The organism is Pseudomonas sp. Z18(2022), from assembly GCF_036346535.1.
Classification (GTDB): Bacteria; Pseudomonadota; Gammaproteobacteria; order Pseudomonadales; family Pseudomonadaceae; genus Aquipseudomonas; species Aquipseudomonas yamanorum_A.
The window spans coordinates 384537-405503 of record NZ_JAOTOA010000001.1 but is presented as its reverse complement, the minus strand read 5'-3'; the positions used below and the strand labels follow the sequence as shown (position 1 = coordinate 405503).

16 protein-coding genes and 4 tRNA genes are annotated in these 20967 nt (G+C 62.3%); 16 read left to right on the top strand and 4 right to left on the bottom strand.

Annotated elements, in window-relative coordinates:
* Positions 1 to 4: 4 nt before the first annotated feature.
* The 15 genes from asd (at position 5) to V3W39_RS01785 (ending at position 14902) form a co-directional block, all read left to right on the top strand.
* On the top strand, positions 5 to 1117 hold the full coding sequence (gene asd / locus V3W39_RS01855) for an aspartate-semialdehyde dehydrogenase (protein WP_177043951.1): 1113 nt from the start codon (positions 5 to 7) through the stop codon (positions 1115 to 1117).
* A 249-nt stretch (positions 1118 to 1366) separates the two neighbouring features.
* Entirely contained in the window at positions 1367 to 2377 is a 1011-nt protein-coding gene (locus tag V3W39_RS01850) for an aspartate-semialdehyde dehydrogenase (RefSeq protein WP_177043950.1), read from the top strand.
* A gap of 160 nt (positions 2378 to 2537) precedes the next feature.
* The gene (locus V3W39_RS01845; RefSeq protein ID WP_330212105.1) at positions 2538 to 5108 is read left to right on the top strand and encodes a FimV/HubP family polar landmark protein; all 2571 of its coding nucleotides are present in this window, start codon (positions 2538 to 2540) and stop codon (positions 5106 to 5108) included.
* A 208-nt stretch (positions 5109 to 5316) separates the two neighbouring features.
* Positions 5317 to 6141, top strand: a complete 825-nt coding sequence (gene truA, locus V3W39_RS01840; protein WP_177044041.1) for a tRNA pseudouridine(38-40) synthase TruA — start codon at positions 5317 to 5319, stop codon at positions 6139 to 6141.
* Between the two features lie 63 nt (positions 6142 to 6204).
* A complete protein-coding gene (locus V3W39_RS01835; RefSeq protein WP_330212104.1) occupies positions 6205 to 6837 on the top strand; it encodes a phosphoribosylanthranilate isomerase in 633 nt (210 codons plus the stop codon).
* A gap of 243 nt (positions 6838 to 7080) precedes the next feature.
* Entirely contained in the window at positions 7081 to 8001 is a 921-nt protein-coding gene (accD, locus tag V3W39_RS01830; RefSeq protein WP_177043947.1) for an acetyl-CoA carboxylase, carboxyltransferase subunit beta, read from the top strand.
* Positions 7998 to 9305, top strand: coding sequence for a bifunctional tetrahydrofolate synthase/dihydrofolate synthase (gene folC, locus V3W39_RS01825; protein ID WP_177121310.1), 1308 nt, complete (start codon positions 7998 to 8000; stop codon positions 9303 to 9305). Before accD ends, folC begins: the two co-directional genes overlap by 4 nt.
* A complete protein-coding gene (locus V3W39_RS01820) occupies positions 9289 to 9951 on the top strand; it encodes an SPOR domain-containing protein (protein ID WP_177043945.1) in 663 nt (220 codons plus the stop codon). Before folC ends, V3W39_RS01820 begins: the two co-directional genes overlap by 17 nt.
* A 175-nt stretch (positions 9952 to 10126) precedes the next feature.
* A complete protein-coding gene (locus V3W39_RS01815; protein WP_003212681.1) occupies positions 10127 to 10684 on the top strand; it encodes a CvpA family protein in 558 nt (185 codons plus the stop codon).
* Positions 10685 to 10725: 41 nt separating this feature from the next.
* Positions 10726 to 12231, top strand: a complete 1506-nt coding sequence (gene purF / locus V3W39_RS01810) for an amidophosphoribosyltransferase (protein ID WP_003212683.1) — start codon at positions 10726 to 10728, stop codon at positions 12229 to 12231.
* A 186-nt stretch (positions 12232 to 12417) separates the two neighbouring features.
* Entirely contained in the window at positions 12418 to 13629 is a 1212-nt protein-coding gene (locus V3W39_RS01805; RefSeq protein WP_008438742.1) for an O-succinylhomoserine sulfhydrylase, read from the top strand.
* Positions 13630 to 13640: 11 nt separating this feature from the next.
* Entirely contained in the window at positions 13641 to 14405 is a 765-nt protein-coding gene (locus V3W39_RS01800) for an SDR family oxidoreductase (RefSeq protein WP_330212103.1), read from the top strand.
* Positions 14406 to 14512: 107 nt separating this feature from the next.
* Positions 14513 to 14588, top strand: a tRNA-Val gene (locus V3W39_RS01795).
* A gap of 55 nt (positions 14589 to 14643) precedes the next feature.
* Positions 14644 to 14720, top strand: a tRNA-Asp gene (locus V3W39_RS01790).
* 105 nt (positions 14721 to 14825) lie between these two features.
* Positions 14826 to 14902, top strand: a tRNA-Asp gene (locus tag V3W39_RS01785).
* A 165-nt stretch (positions 14903 to 15067) separates the two neighbouring features.
* Here V3W39_RS01785 and V3W39_RS01780 read toward each other — a convergent pair.
* Positions 15068 to 16351, bottom strand: coding sequence for an NAD(P)/FAD-dependent oxidoreductase (locus V3W39_RS01780; protein ID WP_177043943.1), 1284 nt, complete (start codon positions 16349 to 16351; stop codon positions 15068 to 15070).
* A gap of 184 nt (positions 16352 to 16535) precedes the next feature.
* Between V3W39_RS01780 and V3W39_RS01775 the strand changes: the two genes are divergently transcribed.
* Positions 16536 to 16612 (top strand) — tRNA-Val (locus tag V3W39_RS01775).
* Positions 16613 to 16721: 109 nt separating this feature from the next.
* Here the strand turns inward: V3W39_RS01775 and V3W39_RS01770 are convergent.
* From V3W39_RS01770 to V3W39_RS01760, 3 genes are all read right to left on the bottom strand, one after another.
* Complete coding sequence (locus V3W39_RS01770; protein WP_177121363.1) at positions 16722 to 17825, bottom strand: alpha/beta hydrolase; 1104 nt, start codon at positions 17823 to 17825, stop codon at positions 16722 to 16724.
* A 202-nt stretch (positions 17826 to 18027) separates the two neighbouring features.
* Positions 18028 to 19281, bottom strand: coding sequence for an NAD(P)/FAD-dependent oxidoreductase (locus V3W39_RS01765; protein WP_330212102.1), 1254 nt, complete (start codon positions 19279 to 19281; stop codon positions 18028 to 18030).
* A 3-nt stretch (positions 19282 to 19284) separates the two neighbouring features.
* Positions 19285 to 20856 carry an aldehyde dehydrogenase (NADP(+)) gene (locus V3W39_RS01760; protein WP_330212101.1) on the bottom strand — a complete coding sequence of 524 codons (1572 nt, stop codon included), beginning with the start codon at positions 20854 to 20856 and terminating at the stop codon, positions 19285 to 19287.
* Between the last annotated feature and the right edge of the window lie 111 nt (positions 20857 to 20967).

The window sequence follows — 20967 nt, the reverse complement described above, 5'->3', positions numbered from 1 at the left end:
TGCGATGAAACGTGTAGGTCTGATCGGTTGGCGCGGTATGGTCGGTTCCGTGCTCATGCAGCGGATGCTGGAAGAGCAGGATTTCGATCTTATTGAGCCGGTGTTTTTCACCACCTCCAATGTGGGTGGTCAAGGGCCGTCTGTGGGCAAGGACATTGCTCCGCTCAAGGACGCCTACAACATTGAAGAACTGAAGACCCTCGACGTCATTCTGACCTGCCAGGGCGGCGACTACACCAGCGAAGTCTTCCCCAAGCTGCGCGAAGCCGGCTGGCAGGGCTATTGGATCGACGCCGCTTCCAGCCTGCGCATGCAGGATGACGCGGTTATCGTGCTGGACCCGGTGAACCGCAAGGTGATCGACCAGCAGCTGGACGCGGGCACCAAGAACTACATCGGCGGCAACTGCACCGTCAGCCTGATGCTGATGGGCCTGGGCGGCTTGTTCGAAGCCGGCCTGGTGGAGTGGATGAGCGCCATGACCTATCAGGCGGCCTCCGGTGCCGGCGCGCAGAACATGCGTGAACTGATCAAGCAAATGGGCGCGACCCACGCCGCTGTTGCCGATCAACTGGCCGACCCGGCCAGCGCGATCCTCGACATCGACCGCCGTGTGGCCGAAGCCATGCGCAGTGACGCCTACCCGACCGAGAACTTCGGTGTGCCATTGGCCGGTAGCCTGATCCCTTGGATCGACAAGGAACTGCCTAACGGCCAGAGCCGTGAAGAGTGGAAGGCCCAGGCCGAGACCAACAAGATCCTCGGTCGCTTCAAGAGCCCGATCCCGGTGGACGGCATCTGCGTGCGCATCGGCGCCATGCGCTGCCACAGCCAGGCGCTGACCATCAAGCTGAACAAAGACGTGCCGATCGCCGACATCGAAGGGCTGATCAGCCAGCACAACCCTTGGGTCAAGCTGGTGCCGAACAGCCGCGATATCAGCATCCAGGAACTGAGCCCGAACAAGGTGACCGGTACCCTGAATGTACCGGTTGGCCGTCTGCGCAAGCTGAACATGGGCACTCAGTACCTGGGCGCGTTCACCGTGGGCGACCAACTGCTGTGGGGCGCGGCTGAGCCGTTGCGTCGTATGCTGCGGATTCTGCTGGAGCGGTAATCGCTGCTTGTTATGAGAAAACCCGCGCTCTGGTGACAGGCGCGGGTTTTTTATTGCGCTTTCGGGCCTCATCGCGGGCAAGCTCGGCTCCCACATTGAACGGTGTTTGCCTGAATTACTCGGTCAACTGTGGGAGCCGGGCTTGCCCGCGATGGGGCCATCAGCCTCACCCCAAGCCCCAGGCGAATTGCCTCACCCCCAGCCACCCGGTAAAGTGCCGCTCCCCCCGCAATGCCCGAGGCAGCCCCCATGACCCAGACCTTTGATATTGCCGTGATCGGCGCCACCGGCACCGTTGGCGAAACCCTGGTGCAGATCCTCGAAGAACAGGACTTCCCGGTGGGCAACCTGCACCTGCTGGCCAGCAGCGAGTCGGCCGGGCATTCGGTGCCGTTTCGTGGCAAGAACGTGCGGGTGCGGGAAGTCGACGAATTTGATTTCAGCAAAGTCCAGCTGGTGTTCTTCGCCGCCGGCCCGGCGGTCACCTTGAGTTTTGCGCCGCGCGCCACCGCCGCCGGCTGCACCCTGATCGACCTGTCCGGTGCCTTGCCCGCCGATCAGGCGCCGCAAGTGGTCCCGGAAGCCAACGCCCACGTCCTGGACGGCCTGAAAAAGCCTTATCAGGTCAGCAGCCCAAGCCCATCGGCCACCGCCCTGGCCGTGGTGCTCGCGCCACTGCGCGGTTTGCTGGATATCCAGCGCGTCAACGTCACCGCCAACCTCGCCGTGTCCGCCCAGGGCCGCGAAGCCGTCAGCGAACTGGCCCGGCAGACCGCCGAGCTGTTGAACGTGCGCCCGCTGGAACCGAAGTTCTTCGACCGGCAGATGGCTTTCAACCTGCTGGCCCAGGTCGGCAAGCCCGACGCCCAGGGCCACACCGCCCTGGAAAAGCGCCTGGTGCACGAATTACGCGCCGTGCTGGAAATGCCTTTACTAAAGATTTCCGTCACTTGCGTTCAAGCCCCGGTGTTTTTTGGCGATAGCCTGACTGTGTCACTGCAATTGGGCGCAGCGGTCGACCTCGCCGCCGTCAACCGAGCCCTGGACGCAGCACCGGGTATCGAGCGGGTGGAAGAGGGTGATTACCCTACTGCTGTTGGCGATGCGGTGGGTCAGGACGTGGTTTATGTCGGCCGTGTTCGCGCCGGAGTCGATGACCCGGCGGAACTAAATATGTGGCTGGCGTCAGATAACGTACGCAAAGGGGCCGCACTGAACGCCGTGCAACTGGCGCAGTTGTTGATAAAAGGCCTTGTGTAAAAGATACTTGGCGGCAATTTGTAGATTGATTCTAGCCAAGCGCTATGCTTGGCCCCAAGCTGGAAAAATTGCGCGTCGGTGACCTATCGGCTCGCCATGCCTAATGGCAGCGGTTACCAACCTTCTCGCGGGCCGAGGAGTGTTCAAAAAGGATGAGGCTATGGTTCAAGTTCGCAAACTGGTGTTAGCAATAGCGGCCGCCTCGGCGCTGTCCTCCGGTATGGCGCAAGCACTGCAACTTGGGGAGATGACCCTCAAGTCGAAGCTGAACCAGCCGCTGTCGGTGGAAATCGAGTTGCTCGACGTCGGCGGCCTGACCGCTTCCGAGATCACCCCCAGCCTGGCTTCGTCCCAAGCCTTTGTGGACGCGGGCGTTGATCGCCAGGCGTTCCTGAACGACCTGACCTTTACCCCGGTGGTCAATCCCAACGGCCGCAGTGTGGTGCGTGTCACCTCCAGCAAGCCGCTGCCTGATTCCTATGTACGTTTCCTGCTGCAGGTGCAATGGCCCAACGGCCGCCTGATGCGCGACTACAGCGTGTTGCTCGACCCGGCCAAGTTCGATCAGTCGACCCCGGCAGCCGGTGCGCCAGCACCAGCATCGGCGCCACGCCTGAACGCGCCTGCGACGGCTCCGGCCATCAGCAAGCCCAAGGAACACACCACGACTTCCCGCGACACGTTGTGGGAAATCGCTGCGAAGAATCGCAATGGCGCCTCGGTGCAGCAGACCATGCTGGCCATCCAGGCGCTGAACCCTGACGCCTTTATCGACGGCAACATCAACCGCATGAAAACCGGCCAGGTCCTGCGCCTGCCGGATTCGGGGCAGAGCACCAGCCTGCCGCAGCCCGAGGCGATTGCTGAAGTGACTGCGCAAAACGCTGCGTGGCGCGAGGGGCGTCGCGGCGGCAATCAGCTCGCCGGCAAGGCGCAACTGGATGCCACCAAGCGTACCCAGGCGGGTAATGCGCCTTCGCAGACCAATACCAAGGACAACCTGAGCCTGGTCTCGGCTGAAGCCGCCAAGAAAGGCGTGAAGGGCGGGGCGGGCGACATCCGGGCCTTGAGCAACAAGCTGGCGGTGACCCAGGAAAGCCTGGATTCGACCCGTCGCGAAAATGAAGAACTGAAAAGCCGCATGGCTGACCTGCAAAGTCAGCTGGACAAGTTGCAGCGGCTGATCGAGCTCAAGAACAATCAACTGGCCAAGTTGCAGACCCCGGGTGGCGCTGCAGCGCAGCCTGCAACCACCGCGACGATGCCGGCCGAGCTGGCTGCACAACCGGCCACACCGGCAGCGACCGCTCCGGCGGCAACCCCGGCGGCTGCGCCGGTCGAAACGCCGGTCAAGGCTGACGCCGCGCCCGCCACCACCGAAGGCAAATTCAACGACCTGCTGACCAACCCGATCGTGCTCGGCGTGATCGGCGGCGCGGCGGGTTTGCTGGTGCTGTTGCTGCTACTGCTGTGGGCCCGCCATCGCAACGCGCGCCTTGAAGAAGAAAAGCACCTGCGCATGGCGCGGGCCCTGGCTGAAGAGCCGGAGTTTGCGCCGAACATTGATCACGACCTGCCATCCGACAGCTTCGAAGGCCTTGATGTACCGCCGCCGAACGTCAAGCTGGCCCCGGCTCCAGCGCCAGTCGTTGCTCCGGTGGTGGCTCCAGTGATTGCACCGGTCGTGGCCCCGGTGGCTGCCGAGCGTCCAGCCGACGCCCTGGCGCAAGCCCAGTCGCACATCGACCGTGGTCATCTGAACCAGGCCGCTGAAGTGCTGGAAGAGGCGATCAAGCAAGAGCCTGCCCGCAGCGACCTGCGTCTCAAGCTGATGGAAGTTCACGGTTTGCAGGGCAACAAGGACGGGTTCGTCACCCAGGAGCGCCAACTGGTCGCCAACGGTGACAACCATGCCCAGGTTGAACAGCTGAAGAGCCGTTTCCCGGCCATGGCTGTGCTCGCGGCGGGCGTCAGCGCTGCCGTTGCCGCTGCGGCCCTCGACGCCCAGTACGTCAAGGACCTGCTCAAGGACGAACCCGCGTCGCCTGCACCCGCGCCGGAACCTGCGCCCGAGCTGGACGCGTTTGACACCGATTTCGACCTGAGCCTGGACGACCTGGAAGCCGCTTCGCCGGCCGTGGTCAACCCGGAAGCGGACGACCTGAGCTTCGAGTCCGTGCTGCAGCAGCAGACCGAGGCCAAGGCCAGCGAGGAGGACCTCTCGGACTTCGACCTGGACCTGCAACTTGATCCGCCATCGTCGACCCAGTCCGACGACGACTTCCTCTCCGGCCTTGAAGATCAGATGAAGGACCTGCCGCCGGTAGAGCCGCCGACCCTGACGCCAGCTGACCTGGACGACCTCGACCTGCCGGAAGATTTCGACCTGTCCCTGGCCGACGAGCCCGAGGCGCCTGCTGCGGCCAAACCGGACGCGTTCGCTTCGGAGCTTGACGACGTCAACGCCGAACTGGATCGCCTGTCCCAAAGCCTGGAGCATCCGCCGATCGAACCGTCCTTCACTGCCGAAGATGCGGCATTGGGTGGCGACGAACCGGAATTCGACTTCCTCTCCGGCACCGACGAAGTGGCGACCAAGCTCGACCTGGCCCAGGCCTACATCGACATGGGCGACGCCGATGGCGCGCGGGACATCCTCGCCGAAGTGCTCAACGAGGGCGATGACGGCCAGAAAGGCGAAGCCAAGGAAATGCTCGGCCGGCTGGCTTGATACCTTCCCCTGTAGGAGCGAGCTTGCTCGCGAAGACCGTCCAGGCACCGCGGTTATCCTGGGCTGGCGCGTTATCGTTAACGACCTTCGCGAGCAAGCTCGCTCCTACAAAAAGCCCCACGCACGGCTCGCAGCCTTATAATGGCCGCCTTTGCGCAACTCATCAGGCTCTCAGTTCTTGGCAAATATAGATAACGCGGCCGCCGAAATGGCGGCCGCAGGCTTTTTCAGAATCGCCCTGGGCGTGGAATACAAAGGCTCGCGCTATCGTGGCTGGCAACGCCAGGCCTCCGGCGTGCCGACGGTGCAGGAAACCCTGGAGAAGGCCTTGTCGAAAGTCGCCGACTCGCCGGTCTCGCTGATGTGTGCCGGGCGTACCGACGCCGGTGTGCACGCCTGCGGGCAAGTGGTGCACTTTGATACCCAGGCCGAGCGCACGATGAAGGCGTGGGTCATGGGCGCCAATATCAATTTGCCCCACGACGTCAGCGTCAGTTGGGCCAAGGTGATGCCCGCGCACTTTCATGCGCGCTTCAAGGCCATTGCCCGGCGTTATCGCTATGTGATCTACAACGATCAGATTCGTCCGGCGCACCTCAACGAAGAAATCACCTGGAACCACCGCCCGCTGGACGCCGAGCGTATGGCTGAAGCGGCCCAGCATCTGGTGGGTATCCACGATTTCAGCGCGTTTCGTGCCGGCCAGTGCCAGGCCAAGTCGCCGATCAAGGAGGTCCATCACCTGCGGGTGACGCGCCACGGCAAGATGATCGTGCTGGATATCCGCGCCGGGGCCTTCCTGCACCATATGGTGCGCAATATTGCCGGGGTGCTGATGACCATCGGTACCGGCGAACGCCCGGTGGAGTGGGCCAAGGAAGTGCTGGAAAGCCGGATTCGCCGCACCGGCGGTGTCACGGCGCATCCGTTCGGCCTGTACCTGGTGGATGTGGAGTATCGCGACGAGTTCGAACTGCCCCAGCGGTTCATCGGGCCACACTTCCTCACAGGTTTCAGCGAACTTGGCGGCTGACGCCCTCAAAAGCATTTGTTACCATCCGGGACTTTCCCGGACACGCCCTGAGGTTTCAACGACATGTCTGCCGTTCGCAGCAAGATTTGCGGGATTACCCGCATAGAAGACGCGTTGGCGGCGGTCGAGGCGGGGGTCGATGCCATCGGTTTCGTGTTTTATGCCAAGAGCCCGCGGGCGGTGAATGTGGTGCAGGCGCGGGCGATCATTGCCGCGTTGCCGCCATTCGTGACCACCGTGGGCTTGTTCGTCAACGCCAGCCGCTGCGAACTCAACGAAACCCTCGATGCCGTGCCACTGGACATGCTGCAGTTCCATGGCGATGAAAGCCCTGACGAGTGCGAAAGCTATCAGCGTCCGTATATCAAGGCGCTGCGGGTCAAGGCCGGTGACGATATCGCTGCGGCATGCGCTGCTTATACTGGCGCTCGCGGGATTCTTCTCGACACCTACGTCGAAGGCGTTCCCGGTGGCACTGGAGAAGCGTTCGACTGGTCGTTGATTCCCGAGGGCTTGAGTAAGCCGATCATCCTCGCCGGCGGTCTGAATCCAGGCAACGTGGCGAGTGCCATCCAGCAGGTTCGGCCGTATGCCGTGGACGTCAGCGGCGGGGTGGAGCAGGGCAAGGGCATCAAGGATCACGCAAAGATTCGCGCATTCATGCAAGCCGTGCGCGACAGCAGCGGGACGATGTGACGGCTGGCAGTCTGCCGCCGTCCATAACTACCACTGTGTAAAACAGCCCGGCGCCGCCTGTGGGAGGCCCGGAAATGAAGTGGCAACCCTGCATGGCAGGTTGTCTGGAAGGCTGAGGACACAGGCAGGAAATGGCAGGTCGAACGTCTGACCCCGTCCAGCTTGTGTCATCGCCACATATGAATTTAGCTCAAGGGCATACGCGGGGCTGTGTTCAAGCCACCGGTACTGGAGAAAGAAAGCATGAGCAACTGGTTAGTAGACAAACTGATCCCCTCGATCATGCGTTCCGAGGTGAAGAAAAGCTCGGTTCCTGAAGGTCTTTGGCACAAGTGCCCATCCTGCGACGCGGTGCTGTACCGCCCGGAGCTGGAAAAGACCCTGGACGTTTGCCCCAAGTGCAACCACCACATGCGTATCGGCGCCCGCGCCCGCATTGATATCTTCCTCGACGCCGACGGTCGCTCCGAGCTGGGCGCCGACCTGGAGCCGGTTGACCGTCTGAAATTCCGCGACGGCAAGAAGTACAAGGACCGCCTGACCGCTGCCCAGAAGCAGACCGGTGAAAAGGACGCGCTGATTTCCGTCAGCGGCAAGCTGCTGGGCATGCCGGTAGTGGTTTCCGCCTTCGAATTCTCCTTCATGGGTGGTTCCATGGGTGCCATCGTCGGTGAGCGTTTCGTACGTGCCGCCAACTACGCCCTGGAAAACCGTTGCCCGATGATCTGCTTCGCAGCGTCCGGCGGCGCGCGGATGCAGGAAGCACTGATTTCCCTGATGCAAATGGCCAAGACCTCCGCGGTACTGGCGCGTCTGCGTGAAGAAGGTATTCCGTTCATCTCCGTGCTGACCGATCCGGTCTACGGCGGCGTTTCCGCCAGCCTGGCAATGCTGGGTGACGTGATCGTCGGTGAGCCCAAAGCCCTGATCGGCTTCGCCGGCCCGCGTGTGATCGAGCAGACCGTGCGCGAAAAACTGCCGGAAGGCTTCCAGCGCAGCGAATTCCTGCTGGAGCACGGCGCGATCGACCTGATCATTGCGCGTGGCGAACTGCGTCCGCGCCTGGGTAACCTGCTGGCACAAATGATGGGCCTGCCGACACCTGTGTACGTCGCACCTAAAGTAGAGCCGATCGTCGTGCCGCCGGTGCCTGCAAACATATGACCCAACGTACCCTGGGCGAATGGCTCGCCTACCTTGAGCAGTTGCATCCGTCAGCCATCGACATGGGCCTGGAGCGCTCGCAACAGGTAGCGGCCCGCCTCGGGTTGGGCAGGCCGGCGCCGCGCGTGATCACGGTCACCGGCACCAACGGCAAGGGCTCTACCTGCGCCTTTGTCGCAGCCTTGCTGCAAGCCCAGGGCCTGAAGGTCGGCGTGTACAACTCGCCGCACCTGCTGCGCTACAACGAGCGGGTGCAACTCAATGGCGTCGAAGCCACTGACGAGCAGCTCTGCGAAGCCTTCGCCGCACTCGATGCCGGGCGTGGCGAAATTTCCCTGACCTATTTCGAGATGGGCACCCTGGCGGCGTTCTGGCTGTTCGAGCGTGCACAACTCGATGTGGTGGTGCTGGAAGTTGGCCTGGGCGGGCGACTGGATACGGTCAATGTGGTGGATGCCGACCTGGCGCTGGTCACCAGCATCGGCGTCGACCATGCCGACTACCTGGGTAACACCCGTGAATCCGTGGCCTATGAAAAGGCCGGGATCTTCCGCCAGGGCAAGCCGGCACTGTGCGGCGACCTGGATCCGCCGCATACCTTGCTGGACAAGGTGCGTGAGCTGGATTGCCCGTTCTTCCTGCGTGGGCGTGATTTCAATCTCGAGATTGGCGAGCAGCATTGGCAATGGCGCGGGCTTGATGCGCGCGGCCAGGCTGTCGAGTTGCGCGACCTGCCGCTGCTGAACCTGCCGATGGAAAACGCGGCCCTTGCCCTGCAAGCCTATCTGTTGCTGGATTTGCCCTGGCATGCCGAGCAGATTGCCGCTACGTTGCAGGCTACTCGCGTGGTGGGGCGTCTGGATCGACGTGCCTTCGACTGGAATGGCAAGCGCCTGAACCTGTTGCTGGACGTGGGGCATAACCCTCACGCCGCCGAATATCTGGCCAAGCGCCTGGCGCGCACGCCGCCTGTCGGTCGCCGCCTGGCGGTGTTCGGGTTGTTGTCCGATAAAGACCTGGATGGCGTGGTTGCGCCCTTGCTGGGCAACGTTCAAGCCTGGGCAGTTGCGCCGCTGGATACGCCACGCAGTCGTCCTGCCGCCGAGTTGCAGGTAGCGTTGCAGAACCTTGGTGCGTCGGTGACGTCCCATGCAAGCGTGACAGCCGCCCTGGAAGCCCAGTGCGCGATTGCGACGCCTGAGGATGAGATTCTGTTGTTCGGATCATTTTATTGTGTTGCCGAGGCGCTCGAATGGTTGTCCCGGCGCTCCACGGAGGAAGCTGCACATGGCATTACTGGATAGCGCATACAAGCAGCGAATGGTCGGAGCCCTGGTTCTGGTGGCGTTGGCGGTGATTTTTCTGCCGATGCTGTTTTCCCGCCAGGACGAGCAGCGCCAGGTGGTTGTAGAAGCTCCGGCTGCGCCACAGGCGCCAGCGGTGCCGCAGGTTCAGGTTGAGCCGGTGGTGGTGCCCGAGCCGCAGGCGTTGCCTGAAGAAGAGCCGGTGCCAACCGATGACGAAGTGGCTGCACAGCAAGCGCCGTCGATGCCGATTCAGCCGAGCGTGCCGGTGGTGAAGCCTGCACCTGCTGCTCCGGCCGTCGCGGCCAAGCCTGCAACGCCTGCGCCTGCGCCAAAACCGGTAGCGCCGCAACCGGCTGCACCGGGCAAGCCGGACGTGGGCCAGAGCCGCATCGATCCGAACGGCTTGCCGATCACTTGGTCGATCCAGCTGGCCAGCCTGGCGAACCGCGAAAGTGCTGATGCGTTGCAGAAAAAGCTGCGTACTCAGGGTTACAACGCCTATATCCGCAGTGCCGATGGCAAGAACCGGGTCTTTATCGGACCGTTGATCGAGCGTGCCGAAGCCGATCGCCTGCGGGACTTGCTGGACCGCCAGCAGAACCTGAAAGGTTTTGTGGTTCGCTTCCAGCCTGAGCGCGGTTAAAACTGCAGGAGCCGGCTTGCCGGCGATGGCGGCCTCGAGGACGCTATCGCCGGCAAGCCGGCTCCTGCATTTATCTGGCGCAACTCATTGATTTCAAATGCACTGCCAATCACAGCTTACCGATAGCCCGGCGCTCTGCTAAAATGCGCCGCCTTATCCGTCTGTAGGCTGAACTGTGCCATTTACCTGGGTTGACTGGGCGATCGTTGCAATCGTCGCCATCTCCGCTTTGATCAGTCTAAGCCGCGGCTTCGTTAAAGAAGCACTGTCGTTGCTGACATGGATCATCGCAGGGGTTGTAGCCTGGATGTTCGGCGGGTCATTGTCGGTCTACCTGGCCGGATACATCGAGACACCTTCGGCTCGCGTCATCGCGGGCTGCGCCATCATGTTCATCGCCACGTTGTTGGTGGGGGCAATGGTCAATTATCTTATCGGCGAATTGATACGTGTCACCGGCCTCTCCGGGACCGATCGATTTCTCGGCATGGCCTTCGGCGCCGCCCGTGGCGGGCTGCTGGTGGTTGTGGCGGTCGGGCTGTTGAGCCTGGGGCCGGTACAGCAGGATTCGTGGTGGCAGGAGTCGGTACTCGTGCCAAAATTTCTATTGGTTGCAGATTGGTCCAAAAACCTCATTTTGGGGTGGAGCAGTCAGTGGCTGGCCAGCGGGATCAGCGTACCCGCTGATCTTCCGTTCAAGGAACACCTCTTGCCGGCCAAAACGCCTCAGTAAGTTGTGTTCAGTCAAGATTCATTAAGTAGGGGTTGCGTCGCATGTGTGGCATCGTCGGTATCGTCGGTAAGTCGAACGTGAATCAGGCGCTGTATGACGCGCTAACCGTCCTCCAGCACCGCGGCCAGGATGCTGCCGGTATTGTGACCAGCCACGACGGCCGGTTATTCCTGCGCAAGGACAATGGTCTGGTGCGTGACGTGTTCCATCAGCGCCACATGCAGCGCCTGGTCGGGCACATGGGCATTGGTCACGTGCGCTACCCGACCGCGGGCAGTTCGACGTCGGCTGAAGCCCAGCCGTTTTACGTCAACTCGCCGTATGGCATCACCCTGGCGCACAACGGCAACCTGACCAACGTTGAACAGCTGGCCAAGGAGATTTACGAATCTGACCTGCGCCACGTCAACACCAACTCGGACTCCGAAGTACTGCTGAACGTGTTCGCCCACGAGCTGGCCCAGCGCGGCAAGCTGCAGCCGACCGAAGAAGACGTGTTCGCCGCCGTGACTGACGTGCATAACCGTTGCGTCGGTGGTTACGCCGTCGTAGCGATGGTGACCGGCTACGGTATCGTCGGTTTCCGCGACCCCCACGGTATCCGCCCGATCGTGTTCGGCCAGCGTCACACCGACGAAGGCGTCGAGTACATGATCGCCTCCGAAAGCGTGTCCCTGGACGTGCTGGGCTTCACCCTGATCCGCGACCTGGCGCCGGGCGAAGCGGTCTACATCACTGAAGACGGCAAGCTGCACACCCGTCAGTGCGCACTGAACCCGAAACTCACCCCGTGCATCTTCGAACACGTCTACCTGGCGCGTCCGGATTCGATCATCGACGGTGTTTCGGTGTACAAGGCGCGTCTGCGCATGGGTGAGAAGCTGGCCGACAAGATCCTGCGCGAGCGCCCGGATCACGACATCGACGTGGTTATCCCGATCCCGGACACCAGCCGCACCGCAGCGCTGGAACTGGCGAACCACCTGGGCGTGAAATTCCGCGAAGGCTTCGTCAAGAACCGCTACATCGGCCGGACCTTCATCATGCCTGGCCAGGCAGCACGCAAGAAGTCGGTACGCCAGAAGCTCAACGCCATCGAGCTGGAATTCCGCGGCAAGAACGTGATGCTGGTGGATGACTCCATCGTACGTGGTACCACCTGCAAGCAGATCATCCAGATGGCCCGCGAAGCCGGGGCCAAGAACGTTTACTTCTGTTCCGCCGCGCCAGCCGTGCGTTACCCGAACGTGTACGGCATCGACATGCCGAGCGCCCACGAACTGATCGCCCACAACCGTTCGACCCAGGACGTTGCGGACCTGATCGGCGCCGACTGGCTGATCTACCAGGACCTGCCGGACCTGATCGAAGCCGTCGGCGGTGGCAAGATCAAGATCGAGGAGTTCGACTGCGCGGTGTTCGACGGCAAGTACGTCACCGGCGATGTCGACGAGGCCTACCTGAACAAGATCGAGCAGGCCCGTAACGATTCCTCGAAGATCAAGACCCAGGCGGTCAGCGCGATCATCGACCTGTACAACAACTGAGTAGACACCGGCCCTGGTATCGGTGGCTGACAATGTAGGAGCGAGCTTGCTCGCGAAGGTCGTCAACGATGACGCGGGCATTCTGAATTAGCGCGCTGTTCTTGAGCCTTTCGCGAGCAAGCTCGCTCCTACAGGTTATGCCTGGGGGCGTTTGGATTTTTAAAGCATTGAGTTGAGGAGTAGAGCATGAGTCAGGAATGGGATGCCGGTCGCTTGGACAGCGACCTCGATGGCGTAGCTTTCGATACCCTGGCTGTGCGCGCCGGCCAGCACCGCACCCCGGAAGGTGAGCACGGTGACCCGATGTTCTTTACCTCCAGCTACGTGTTCCGCACCGCGGCCGACGCCGCTGCGCGCTTTGCCGGTGAAGTGCCGGGCAACGTTTATTCGCGCTACACCAACCCGACCGTGCGTGCGTTCGAAGAGCGTATCGCCGCGCTGGAAGGCGCCGAGCAAGCCGTTGCCACCGCCACGGGCATGGCCGCGATTCTTGCGGTGGTGATGAGCCTGTGCAGCGCCGGCGACCACGTGCTGGTGTCGCGTAGCGTGTTTGGCTCGACCATCAGCCTGTTCGAAAAGTACTTCAAGCGCTTTGGCATCGAAGTCGACTACGTGCCGCTGGCGGACCTGTCCGGCTGGGACGCGGCCATCAAGGCCAACACCAAATTGCTGTTCGTCGAGTCGCCGTCCAATCCGTTGGCCGAGCTGGTAGACATCGCCGCATTGTCCGAGGTGGCTCACGCCAAGGGCGCGATGCTGATCGTCGACAACTGCTTCTGCACCCCGGCATTGCAGCAGCCGCTGAAGCTGGGCGCGGATATCGTCGTGCATTCGGCCACCAAGTTCATCGACGGCCAGGGCCGTTGCATGGGCGGTGTGGTTGCCGGTCGCAGCGAACAGATGAAGGAAGTGGTGGGCTTCTTGCGCACCGCCGGCCCGACCCTGAGCCCGTTCAACGCCTGGATCTTCCTTAAAGGCCTGGAAACCCTGAGCCTGCGGATGAAGGCCCATTGTGCCAACGCCCAAGCCTTGGCCGAGTGGCTGGAGCAGCAGGACGGCATCGAGAAAGTCCACTACGCCGGGCTCAAGAGCCACCCGCAACACGAGTTGGCCCAGCGCCAGCAACGTGGTTTCGGCGCCGTGGTGAGTTTCGAGGTCAAGGGCGGCAAAGAGGGCGCCTGGCGCTTTATCGATGCAACCCGCCTGATCTCCATCACCGCCAACCTGGGTGACAGCAAGACCACTATCACTCACCCAAGCACCACCTCCCACGGCCGCCTGGCGCCGCAGGAGCGTGAAGCGGCCGGTATTCGCGACAGCCTGATCCGCATTGCCGTGGGCCTGGAAGACGTTGCTGACTTGCAGGCCGATCTGGCCCGTGGGTTGGCTGCCCTGTGATCGAGTGGTCCATGGAGGCGGCAAGCGCCAGTAACGGGCGGGTCGCGCTGGTGACCGGCGCGGCGCGGGGCATCGGCCTGGGGATTGCTGCCTGGTTGATCAGCGAAGGCTGGCAGGTGGTGCTCACCGACCTCGACCGTGAGCGCGGTTCCAAGGTGTCCAAGGTGCTGGGCGACAACGCCTGGTTTATCACCATGGACGTGGCCGATGAGCGGCAGGTTGCCCGGGGCGTGGCCGAGGTGCTTGGCCAGTTCGGGCGCCTGGATGCGTTGGTGTGCAACGCCGCGGTGGCCGACCCGCGCAATATCACCCTGGAAAGCCTCGACCTGGCTTACTGGAACCGGGTGCTGGCGGTGAACCTCAGTGGGCCGATGTTGCTGGCCAAACACTGTGCGCCGTATCTGCGGGCTCACGGTGGTGCGATTGTTAACCTGGCCTCGACCCGGGCTCGTCAGTCGGAACCGGACACCGAGGCCTACGCGGCGAGCAAGGGTGGTTTGCTGGCCCTGACTCATGCGCTGGCCATCAGCCTTGGGCCGGAAGTGCGGGTCAATGCCGTCAGCCCGGGCTGGATCGATGCCCGCGACCCGGCTGCACGCCGTGCCGAGCCGCTGACGGATGCCGATCACGCCCAGCACCCGGCGGGCAGGGTTGGCACTGTGGAAGACGTGGCGGCGATGGTGGCGTGGTTGCTGTCGCGCAATGCGGGGTTTGTGACCGGGCAGGAGTTCGTCGTTGACGGTGGCATGAGCAAGAAGATGATTTACAGCGAGTAGGGCGCGTGACGGTCCTGAAGCAATTTTGTCTTTTTCAGAAAAACTTCAAGCGGGCTATTGACTTAGGTCCGCTACCTGCGTAAATTTCGCGGCCTCAACGAAGCAAAGGGTGATTAGCTCAGCTGGGAGAGCATCTGCCTTACAAGCAGAGGGTCGGCGGTTCGATCCCGTCATCACCCACCACTTCTTGAGAGTTTTGCCTTCGGGCAAGACGCAACGTTAAAGGTTGCACCGACGCGCAGCGGTAGTTCAGTCGGTTAGAATACCGGCCTGTCACGCCGGGGGTCGCGGGTTCGAGTCCCGTCCGCTGCGCCATATTTTCCAGGTCTGATGTTTCAGATTTGAGATTGAACAGCCAAGGCTGATCAGTCAGATGTTTGAAGGCGGTTGAAGGTGACACTTCAGCAGTCTGAGCGATACGCAGCGGTAGTTCAGTCGGTTAGAATACCGGCCTGTCACGCCGGGGGTCGCGGGTTCGAGTCCCGTCCGCTGCGCCATATCTGTTCCAGGGCCCACTGAACGCCCTGAGACGCCAAAACAAGCCGCTGGCTTGGTTGGATCGATAGCAAAGACCCTGGTCGAAAGACCGGGGTTTTTTGTGTCTGCGATTTGGCTAAGTGCTTGATGCGCAGGGGCCGGCAAGCCAGCCCCGCGACTCGGGATCAGAACCCCAGTTTGTCTCGCAGCCCGTAATACCAGGCCCCCAATGCCGCGAACGGCGTGCGCAACAGTTGCCCGCCCGGGAACGGGTAGTGCGGCAGGCCGGCAAACGCATCAAAACGTTCAGCCTGGCCTCTCAGGGCTTCCGCCAGCACCTTGCCCGCCAGGTGGGTGTACGTCACGCCATGGCCGCTGCAGCCCTGGGAGTAGTAGATGTTGTCGCCCAGGCGACCAACCTGCGGCAGACGCGACAGGGTCAACAGGAAATTGCCGGTCCAGGCGTAATCAATCTTCACGTCCTTGAGTTGCGGGAACGCCTTGAGCATCTTCGGCCGGATGATCGCTTCGATATTCGCCGGGTCCCGCGCGCCATACACCACGCCCCCACCGAAGATCAGGCGCTTGTCGCTGGTCAGGCGGTAGTAGTCCAGCAAGTAGTTGCAGTCTTCTACGCAGTAATCCTGCGGCAACAGCGTCTTCGCCAACTCGTCGCCCAACGGCGCGGTGGTGATCACTTGTGTGCCGCACGGCATCGACTTGGCTGCCAGTTCCGGCACCAGGTTCCCCAGGTAGGCATTGCCTGCGACAATAATGAACTTGGCCCTGACCTTGCCATGTGCCGTATGCACCACGGGATTGGCACCGCGCTCAATGCGAGTCGCCGCCGACTGCTCGTAAATCGTGCCGCCGAGGGACTCCACCGCCGCCGCTTCGCCCAGTGCCAGGTTCAGCGGGTGAATATGCCCGCCGCTCATGTCCAGCAGGCCGCCCACATAGTTGTCACAGGCGACCACTTCGCGAATCCGGCGTTCGTCCAGCAGCTCCAGCTGGGTGTGGCCGTAGCGCTCCCACAGGCGCTTCTGCGACTCCAGGTGGCCCATGTGCTTGCTGTTCAGTGCGGCGAACACACCGCCGTCCTTCAGGTCGCACTGGATCTGATACTTGGCCACCCGCTCGCGAATGATCCTGCCGCCCTCAAACGCCATATCCCCCAACAACTGCGCCTGCCTGGGGCCGACACTGCGCTCGATCACATCGATGTCACGGCTATAGCTGTTGACGATCTGCCCGCCGTTGCGGCCCGACGCGCCAAAACCCACCTTGGCGGCTTCCAGTACCGTCACGCGAAAACCGTTCTCCAGCAGAAACAGCGCGCTGGAAAGCCCGGTATAGCCGGCACCGATCACGCACACATCGGTTTCGACTTCGCCTTGCAGCTCCGGGCGAGGAGGTACCGCATTCGCAGACGCGGCGTAATACGACTGGGGGTAGGGGGTGTTCGCCATCCTGGAACCTCTGTTTTATATTTTTTACGAGTGCGCCGATCCTACCTGAGTTGAAAATCCGCTGCCAGCCACCGGAAAAATACGGTTGTACCGGTCACAAATAAAAAATTCGCATATTCATAGGCTTAGCTGCAAAAAAGGTGTTGACAGCCCTCCGGAATTCCGTAGAATGCCGCCTCACAGCAGGCACGTAGCTCAGTTGGTTAGAGCACCACCTTGACATGGTGGGGGTCGTTGGTTCGAGTCCAATCGCGCCTACCAAACAAAATCCGCTCTGCTGGGCGGTCTAGAAGGGCTCACCGAAAGGTGGGCCCTTTTTTGTTGCCTGGGATTTGTGAGCCAGCGACAAATCCCTCAATCAATACGCTATTCAGCGCTCACCTTTCCCACCCGCGACAGCAAGGTTGCCCAACACCTCATCAATCACCCCCAGCTGCCAGTTGAAATACGGATTGAACGTCAACCGCGCATGCATCTTGCCCGCTTCCCGATAACCCCAGTCCGAATACCACACCTCTGACCCCTGTTCGCAGGCGCGTGTGGCATCTTCCGTCTGGCCGTTCCAGCAAAACCGCAGGCTGCCCTGTTCGCCGTACAGTGCGTTATCGGGTGAAAACAACAAGCCCATATGGGAGAACTGGCTGATCCGCAGCTGCGGCAAGTAGTCGGTGCGTGCTTTTACGCGCTGGGTGTCCCAGGCGCTCTCCGGCAATGTGCCGTACCAGGCGAGGCGGCTGTGGGGGTTGCTGAAGCGTTGCTGGAATGTCTCCAGCACATAGTTTGTATCGAGCACTGAGTCGTGGGCGGCGACGGCAATGAATACCGGCTTGTCGTAGGTTCGATGCTCAAGATCCTGGCGGGCCACCCGGCTGCTGCGGTAGAACTGGGCGAAGCCGTTGGTGGGGACGGTCATGTAGCGCACCAGGCTCTGTTGTGGCCGGCTGGCGTCTGGCGCCAGCAGCCAGGGGCGCGCCCAACTGATCAACGGCGTCAGCCAGTCGTAGGTCATGCTGGACTGGAAAGCGGGGGAGAACAGCAGCAACCCGGCGACGTCGTCGTGTTGGTAGGCGTAGTCGAGCACCAGGTTGGCACCGGTGGAGAAGCCGCCGAGGTAGATTTCACCCACTTGCGCGCGAAGTATCGCGGCCTGTTCGTCGACTACCCGGCGCCAGTCCTCCATGCGTACCTGCAGCATGTCGGACGGCTGTGTGCCATGGCCCGGAAGCAGCACGGTCCTTACCAGAAAGCCGCGGGCGGCGAGCGCGCTGCCGAGGTCGTGGAAGGACCAGGGTGAGTCACCCAAACCGTGCACCAGGATGATCCCGCGTTTGGGCGCTCCAGCCGGTCGCCACTCCTGTGGTGCATTCCAGTTGAGTTCGGCTTCCCTGTCGGTGCCCTGGAAATTGCGATGGTCGCGCAGCCATTGCAAAGTATCGAGTCGGTACGCTTCGAATGACTTCTGGCCCAACGGCATGCCCTGTTCGGCGAACGCGACAGTGCAGAGCAGAAGAGCGAGGATGCCGCAAGCAACGCTCCAGAGCGTTTTGCGGGGCAGCATATAAGGCGTGTTGTTCAAGGCAGGTTCTCAGTGGGGCGTAACCCTAAGGTCATGCACGATAATTACCTGCCAGGTATCGCCGATAGTGCGAAACAGTAGCAAGACGTTTCTTGCGATCTCAGAAACGATCCAGCCGATAGGGCCCAAGTGCCAGTAATCCATCGGGTGCAGACGATGCCAGCTGTGCAATCAACTCCGCCGTCACCGCCGCCTGTGTCAGCCCCAGATGCTGATGCCCGAACGCAAGCAACACCTTGCCCTGGCACACCTTGTCGATGATCGGCAGCGAGTCCGGCAGGGAAGGCCGGAACCCCATCCACGGCGTCGCGTCTTCAGCCTTCAAGTCACGACGAAACAACCCCCGGCTCAGTCGATGCAACTGCCATGCGCGCTCCATGTTCGGTGGGCGATCCAGGCCTGCGAACTCTACCGTGCCCGCCAATCGCAGCCCGTCGGTCATCGGCGTCATGATGAACTTGCGCTCCAGGGAGGTGACGGCAAACGGCAGTCGCCCGTGCTCGTGGGGCAGCATCAGGTGATAGCCACGCTCGGTGTCCAGCGGGACCTTCTTGCCCGTCAGCGCGGCGGTCAATCTGGCCGAATGCGCACCGCAGGCGATCAACACCTGACGCGCCGCTACTACGCCTTGGCCGGTCATCAACGAAACACCGTGCTCGTCCAGCTTTGCGCCCACCACCTGGCGCTTGAGAAACTGTACTCCACTGGCCTTGGCTGCTTCCATCAGCTCGCAAACTGCCTGATAGGGATCAAGAAAGTGCCCGGTGCGTGGAAAGAACAGCCCGCCCTGAATCCCTTCGCTGAGTTGCGGCGCTACCTCCTGCACTGCGCTGGCCTGCCAGTAATCCACCGGCACTGCCTGCTGGTGCATGCGGGCCTGCAAGGCATCGATGGTTTGTCGCGAGTCGGGGCGTTCGAAGATCAGCAGCGAGCCGTCTTCGCGCATCAGCCCGGGGCGATCGATACTGCCCAGCAGCCGGTGCCAGGCGCCCAGGCTGCTTTCATTAAGGGCGCGAATGCCGGCGACCGTACGCTGGAAGGCCGCCGGACGCAGGTTCAACAGCAGGCGGGTAAACCAGGGCAGTGCACGCGGCATGTATTTCCAGTCCAGGCGCAGCGGCCCCATCGGGTCCATGAGCATGGCGGGCAAGCGCGTCAGGATCGACGCATCCGCGATCGGGAACACTTGCTCGGTCGCCAGGTGCCCGGCGTTGCCGAACGAGGCGCCGTGGCCGGGTTCCTGCTGGTCGATGATGATCACGCGCCGGCCTTGGCGAGCCAGTTGCAGCGCGCAGGCAACGCCGATGATTCCGGCGCCCACTACGGCGATATCAGGCATGACGTTATCGGACATGGCCTAGGCTTCTCTCTGGCCGTCGAGCAAGCGCCGCAGCAGCAATGGATTGCCGTGTTGGAGCGCCGTCGGCAGCAAGCCATCCGGGAAGTCCTGGTAGCACACCGGCCGCAGGAATCGCAGGATGGCGGCCGTACCCACCGAGGTAGTGCGCGAATCCGAGGTAGCCGGGAAAGGCCCGCCGTGCACCATCGCATCAGACACTTCCACGCCGGTCGGCCAGCCGTTGACCAGTAGGCGACCGGCCTTGCGTTCCAGGGTCGGCAACAATGCGCGGGCGGTGTCCAGGTCGTCCTCATCCAGATGCAGGGTGGCGGTCAGTTGGCCTTCCAGGTGTTCGCTGACCTGGCGGACTTCATCGGCATTGGCGCATTGCACAATCAACGAGGCGGCGCCGAATATCTCGGCTTGCAAGCTGTGATTGGCGAGAAAATCCCGGGCATGGGTCACGAACAGATGGGCTCGGCCCTGGTTGGGGCCCGCTGCCGGCAAACCGGTACCCGCGACCTGAGCGTGCTTGGCAAACTCGCTGACGCCGTCTTCGTAAGCCTTGAAGATCCCCGGTGTGAGCATGGTCTGGGCTGCGCTGCGTTGAAGCAAATGGGTGGCGCTGTCGATGAAGTGGTCCAGTGCTTGCCCGGCGACGGCAATCACCAGGCCGGGGTTGGTGCAGAACTGGCCGGCACCCTGGGTGAGTGACGCGATAAATCCCTGCGCCAATGCTTCGCCCCGCGTGCTCAATGCCGCCGAAAACAGATAAACCGGATTGATCGAACTCATCTCCGCATACACCGGAATCGGCTCGGGACGCGCCTGGGCCGCCTGGCACAAGGCAATACCGCCGCTGCGCGAACCGGTGAAGCCCACGGCCTTGATACGCGGATCGCAGACCAATGCGATACCGACCTCACGCCCCGAGCCATACAACAGCGAAAACACACCTTCAGGCAGCCCACATTGCTTAACCGCCTTGGCCACCGCGCGCCCCACCAGTTCGCTGGTGCCAGGATGCGCGCTGTGAGCCTTCACGATCACCGGGCAACCGGCCGCCAGTGCCGACGCGGTATCACCGCCCGCCACCGAAAATGCCAACGGAAAATTACTCGCCCCGAACACCGCCACCGGCCCCAACGGCACCTGGCGCTGACGCAGGTCCGAGCGGGGCAGCGGTTGGCGATCCGGTTGCGCGGTATCGACCCGCACATCCAGCCATTCACCGGCGCGCACGGTGCGGGCAAAGGTGCGCAGTTGCTGGCAGGTGCGCCCGCGTTCACCCTGGATCCGTGGGCGGGGCAGGCCGGTCTCGGCCATCGCCCGTTCAATCAATTCATCGCCCAGGGCTTCGATTTCGCTGGCGATGGTTTCAAGGCATTCGGCGCGAGCCGCCAACGGCGTTTCGCGATAGCTGTCGAAGGCGCTCCAGGCCAAGGTGCAGGCTTGTTCCACATGCTCGGCGGTGCCGCCGGCGTAGGCGGGTTCGAGCGCAAGGTGGGTGGCAGGATTGATCGCCCGGATTGCTTCGCGGCTGCCTGGAATGGAGTGCTGACCAATCAGCATGGTGCCCGTCAGAGTCATGGCGTAGTCCTGAAAGCTAAAGATGGGGCTGGCAAAGAACATCCAGTGTGGGAACTGTCGAGCCCGAGCGAGGCTGCGATGCAGGCGCCGCGGTTTAACAGGGACACCGCG

Excerpts from the sequence above, each read along its gene's own strand:
- asd (WP_177043951.1), top strand. The coding sequence starts at position 5 with ATGAAACGTGTAGGTCTGATCGGTTGGCGCGGTATGGTCGGTTCCGTG.
- V3W39_RS01850 (WP_177043950.1), top strand. The coding sequence starts at position 1,367 with ATGACCCAGACCTTTGATATTGCCGTGATCGGCGCCACCGGCACCGTT.
- V3W39_RS01845 (WP_330212105.1), top strand. The coding sequence starts at position 2,538 with ATGGTTCAAGTTCGCAAACTGGTGTTAGCAATAGCGGCCGCCTCGGCG.
- truA (WP_177044041.1), top strand. The coding sequence starts at position 5,317 with ATGGCGGCCGCAGGCTTTTTCAGAATCGCCCTGGGCGTGGAATACAAA.
- V3W39_RS01835 (WP_330212104.1), top strand. The coding sequence starts at position 6,205 with ATGTCTGCCGTTCGCAGCAAGATTTGCGGGATTACCCGCATAGAAGAC.
- accD (WP_177043947.1), top strand. The coding sequence starts at position 7,081 with ATGAGCAACTGGTTAGTAGACAAACTGATCCCCTCGATCATGCGTTCC.
- folC (WP_177121310.1), top strand. The coding sequence starts at position 7,998 with ATGACCCAACGTACCCTGGGCGAATGGCTCGCCTACCTTGAGCAGTTG.
- V3W39_RS01820 (WP_177043945.1), top strand. The coding sequence starts at position 9,289 with ATGGCATTACTGGATAGCGCATACAAGCAGCGAATGGTCGGAGCCCTG.
- purF (WP_003212683.1), top strand. The coding sequence starts at position 10,726 with ATGTGTGGCATCGTCGGTATCGTCGGTAAGTCGAACGTGAATCAGGCG.
- V3W39_RS01805 (WP_008438742.1), top strand. The coding sequence starts at position 12,418 with ATGAGTCAGGAATGGGATGCCGGTCGCTTGGACAGCGACCTCGATGGC.
- V3W39_RS01800 (WP_330212103.1), top strand. The coding sequence starts at position 13,641 with ATGGAGGCGGCAAGCGCCAGTAACGGGCGGGTCGCGCTGGTGACCGGC.
- V3W39_RS01780 (WP_177043943.1), bottom strand. The coding sequence starts at position 16,351 with ATGGCGAACACCCCCTACCCCCAGTCGTATTACGCCGCGTCTGCGAAT.
- V3W39_RS01770 (WP_177121363.1), bottom strand. The coding sequence starts at position 17,825 with ATGCCGTTGGGCCAGAAGTCATTCGAAGCGTACCGACTCGATACTTTG.
- V3W39_RS01765 (WP_330212102.1), bottom strand. The coding sequence starts at position 19,281 with ATGTCCGATAACGTCATGCCTGATATCGCCGTAGTGGGCGCCGGAATC.
- V3W39_RS01760 (WP_330212101.1), bottom strand. The coding sequence starts at position 20,856 with ATGACTCTGACGGGCACCATGCTGATTGGTCAGCACTCCATTCCAGGC.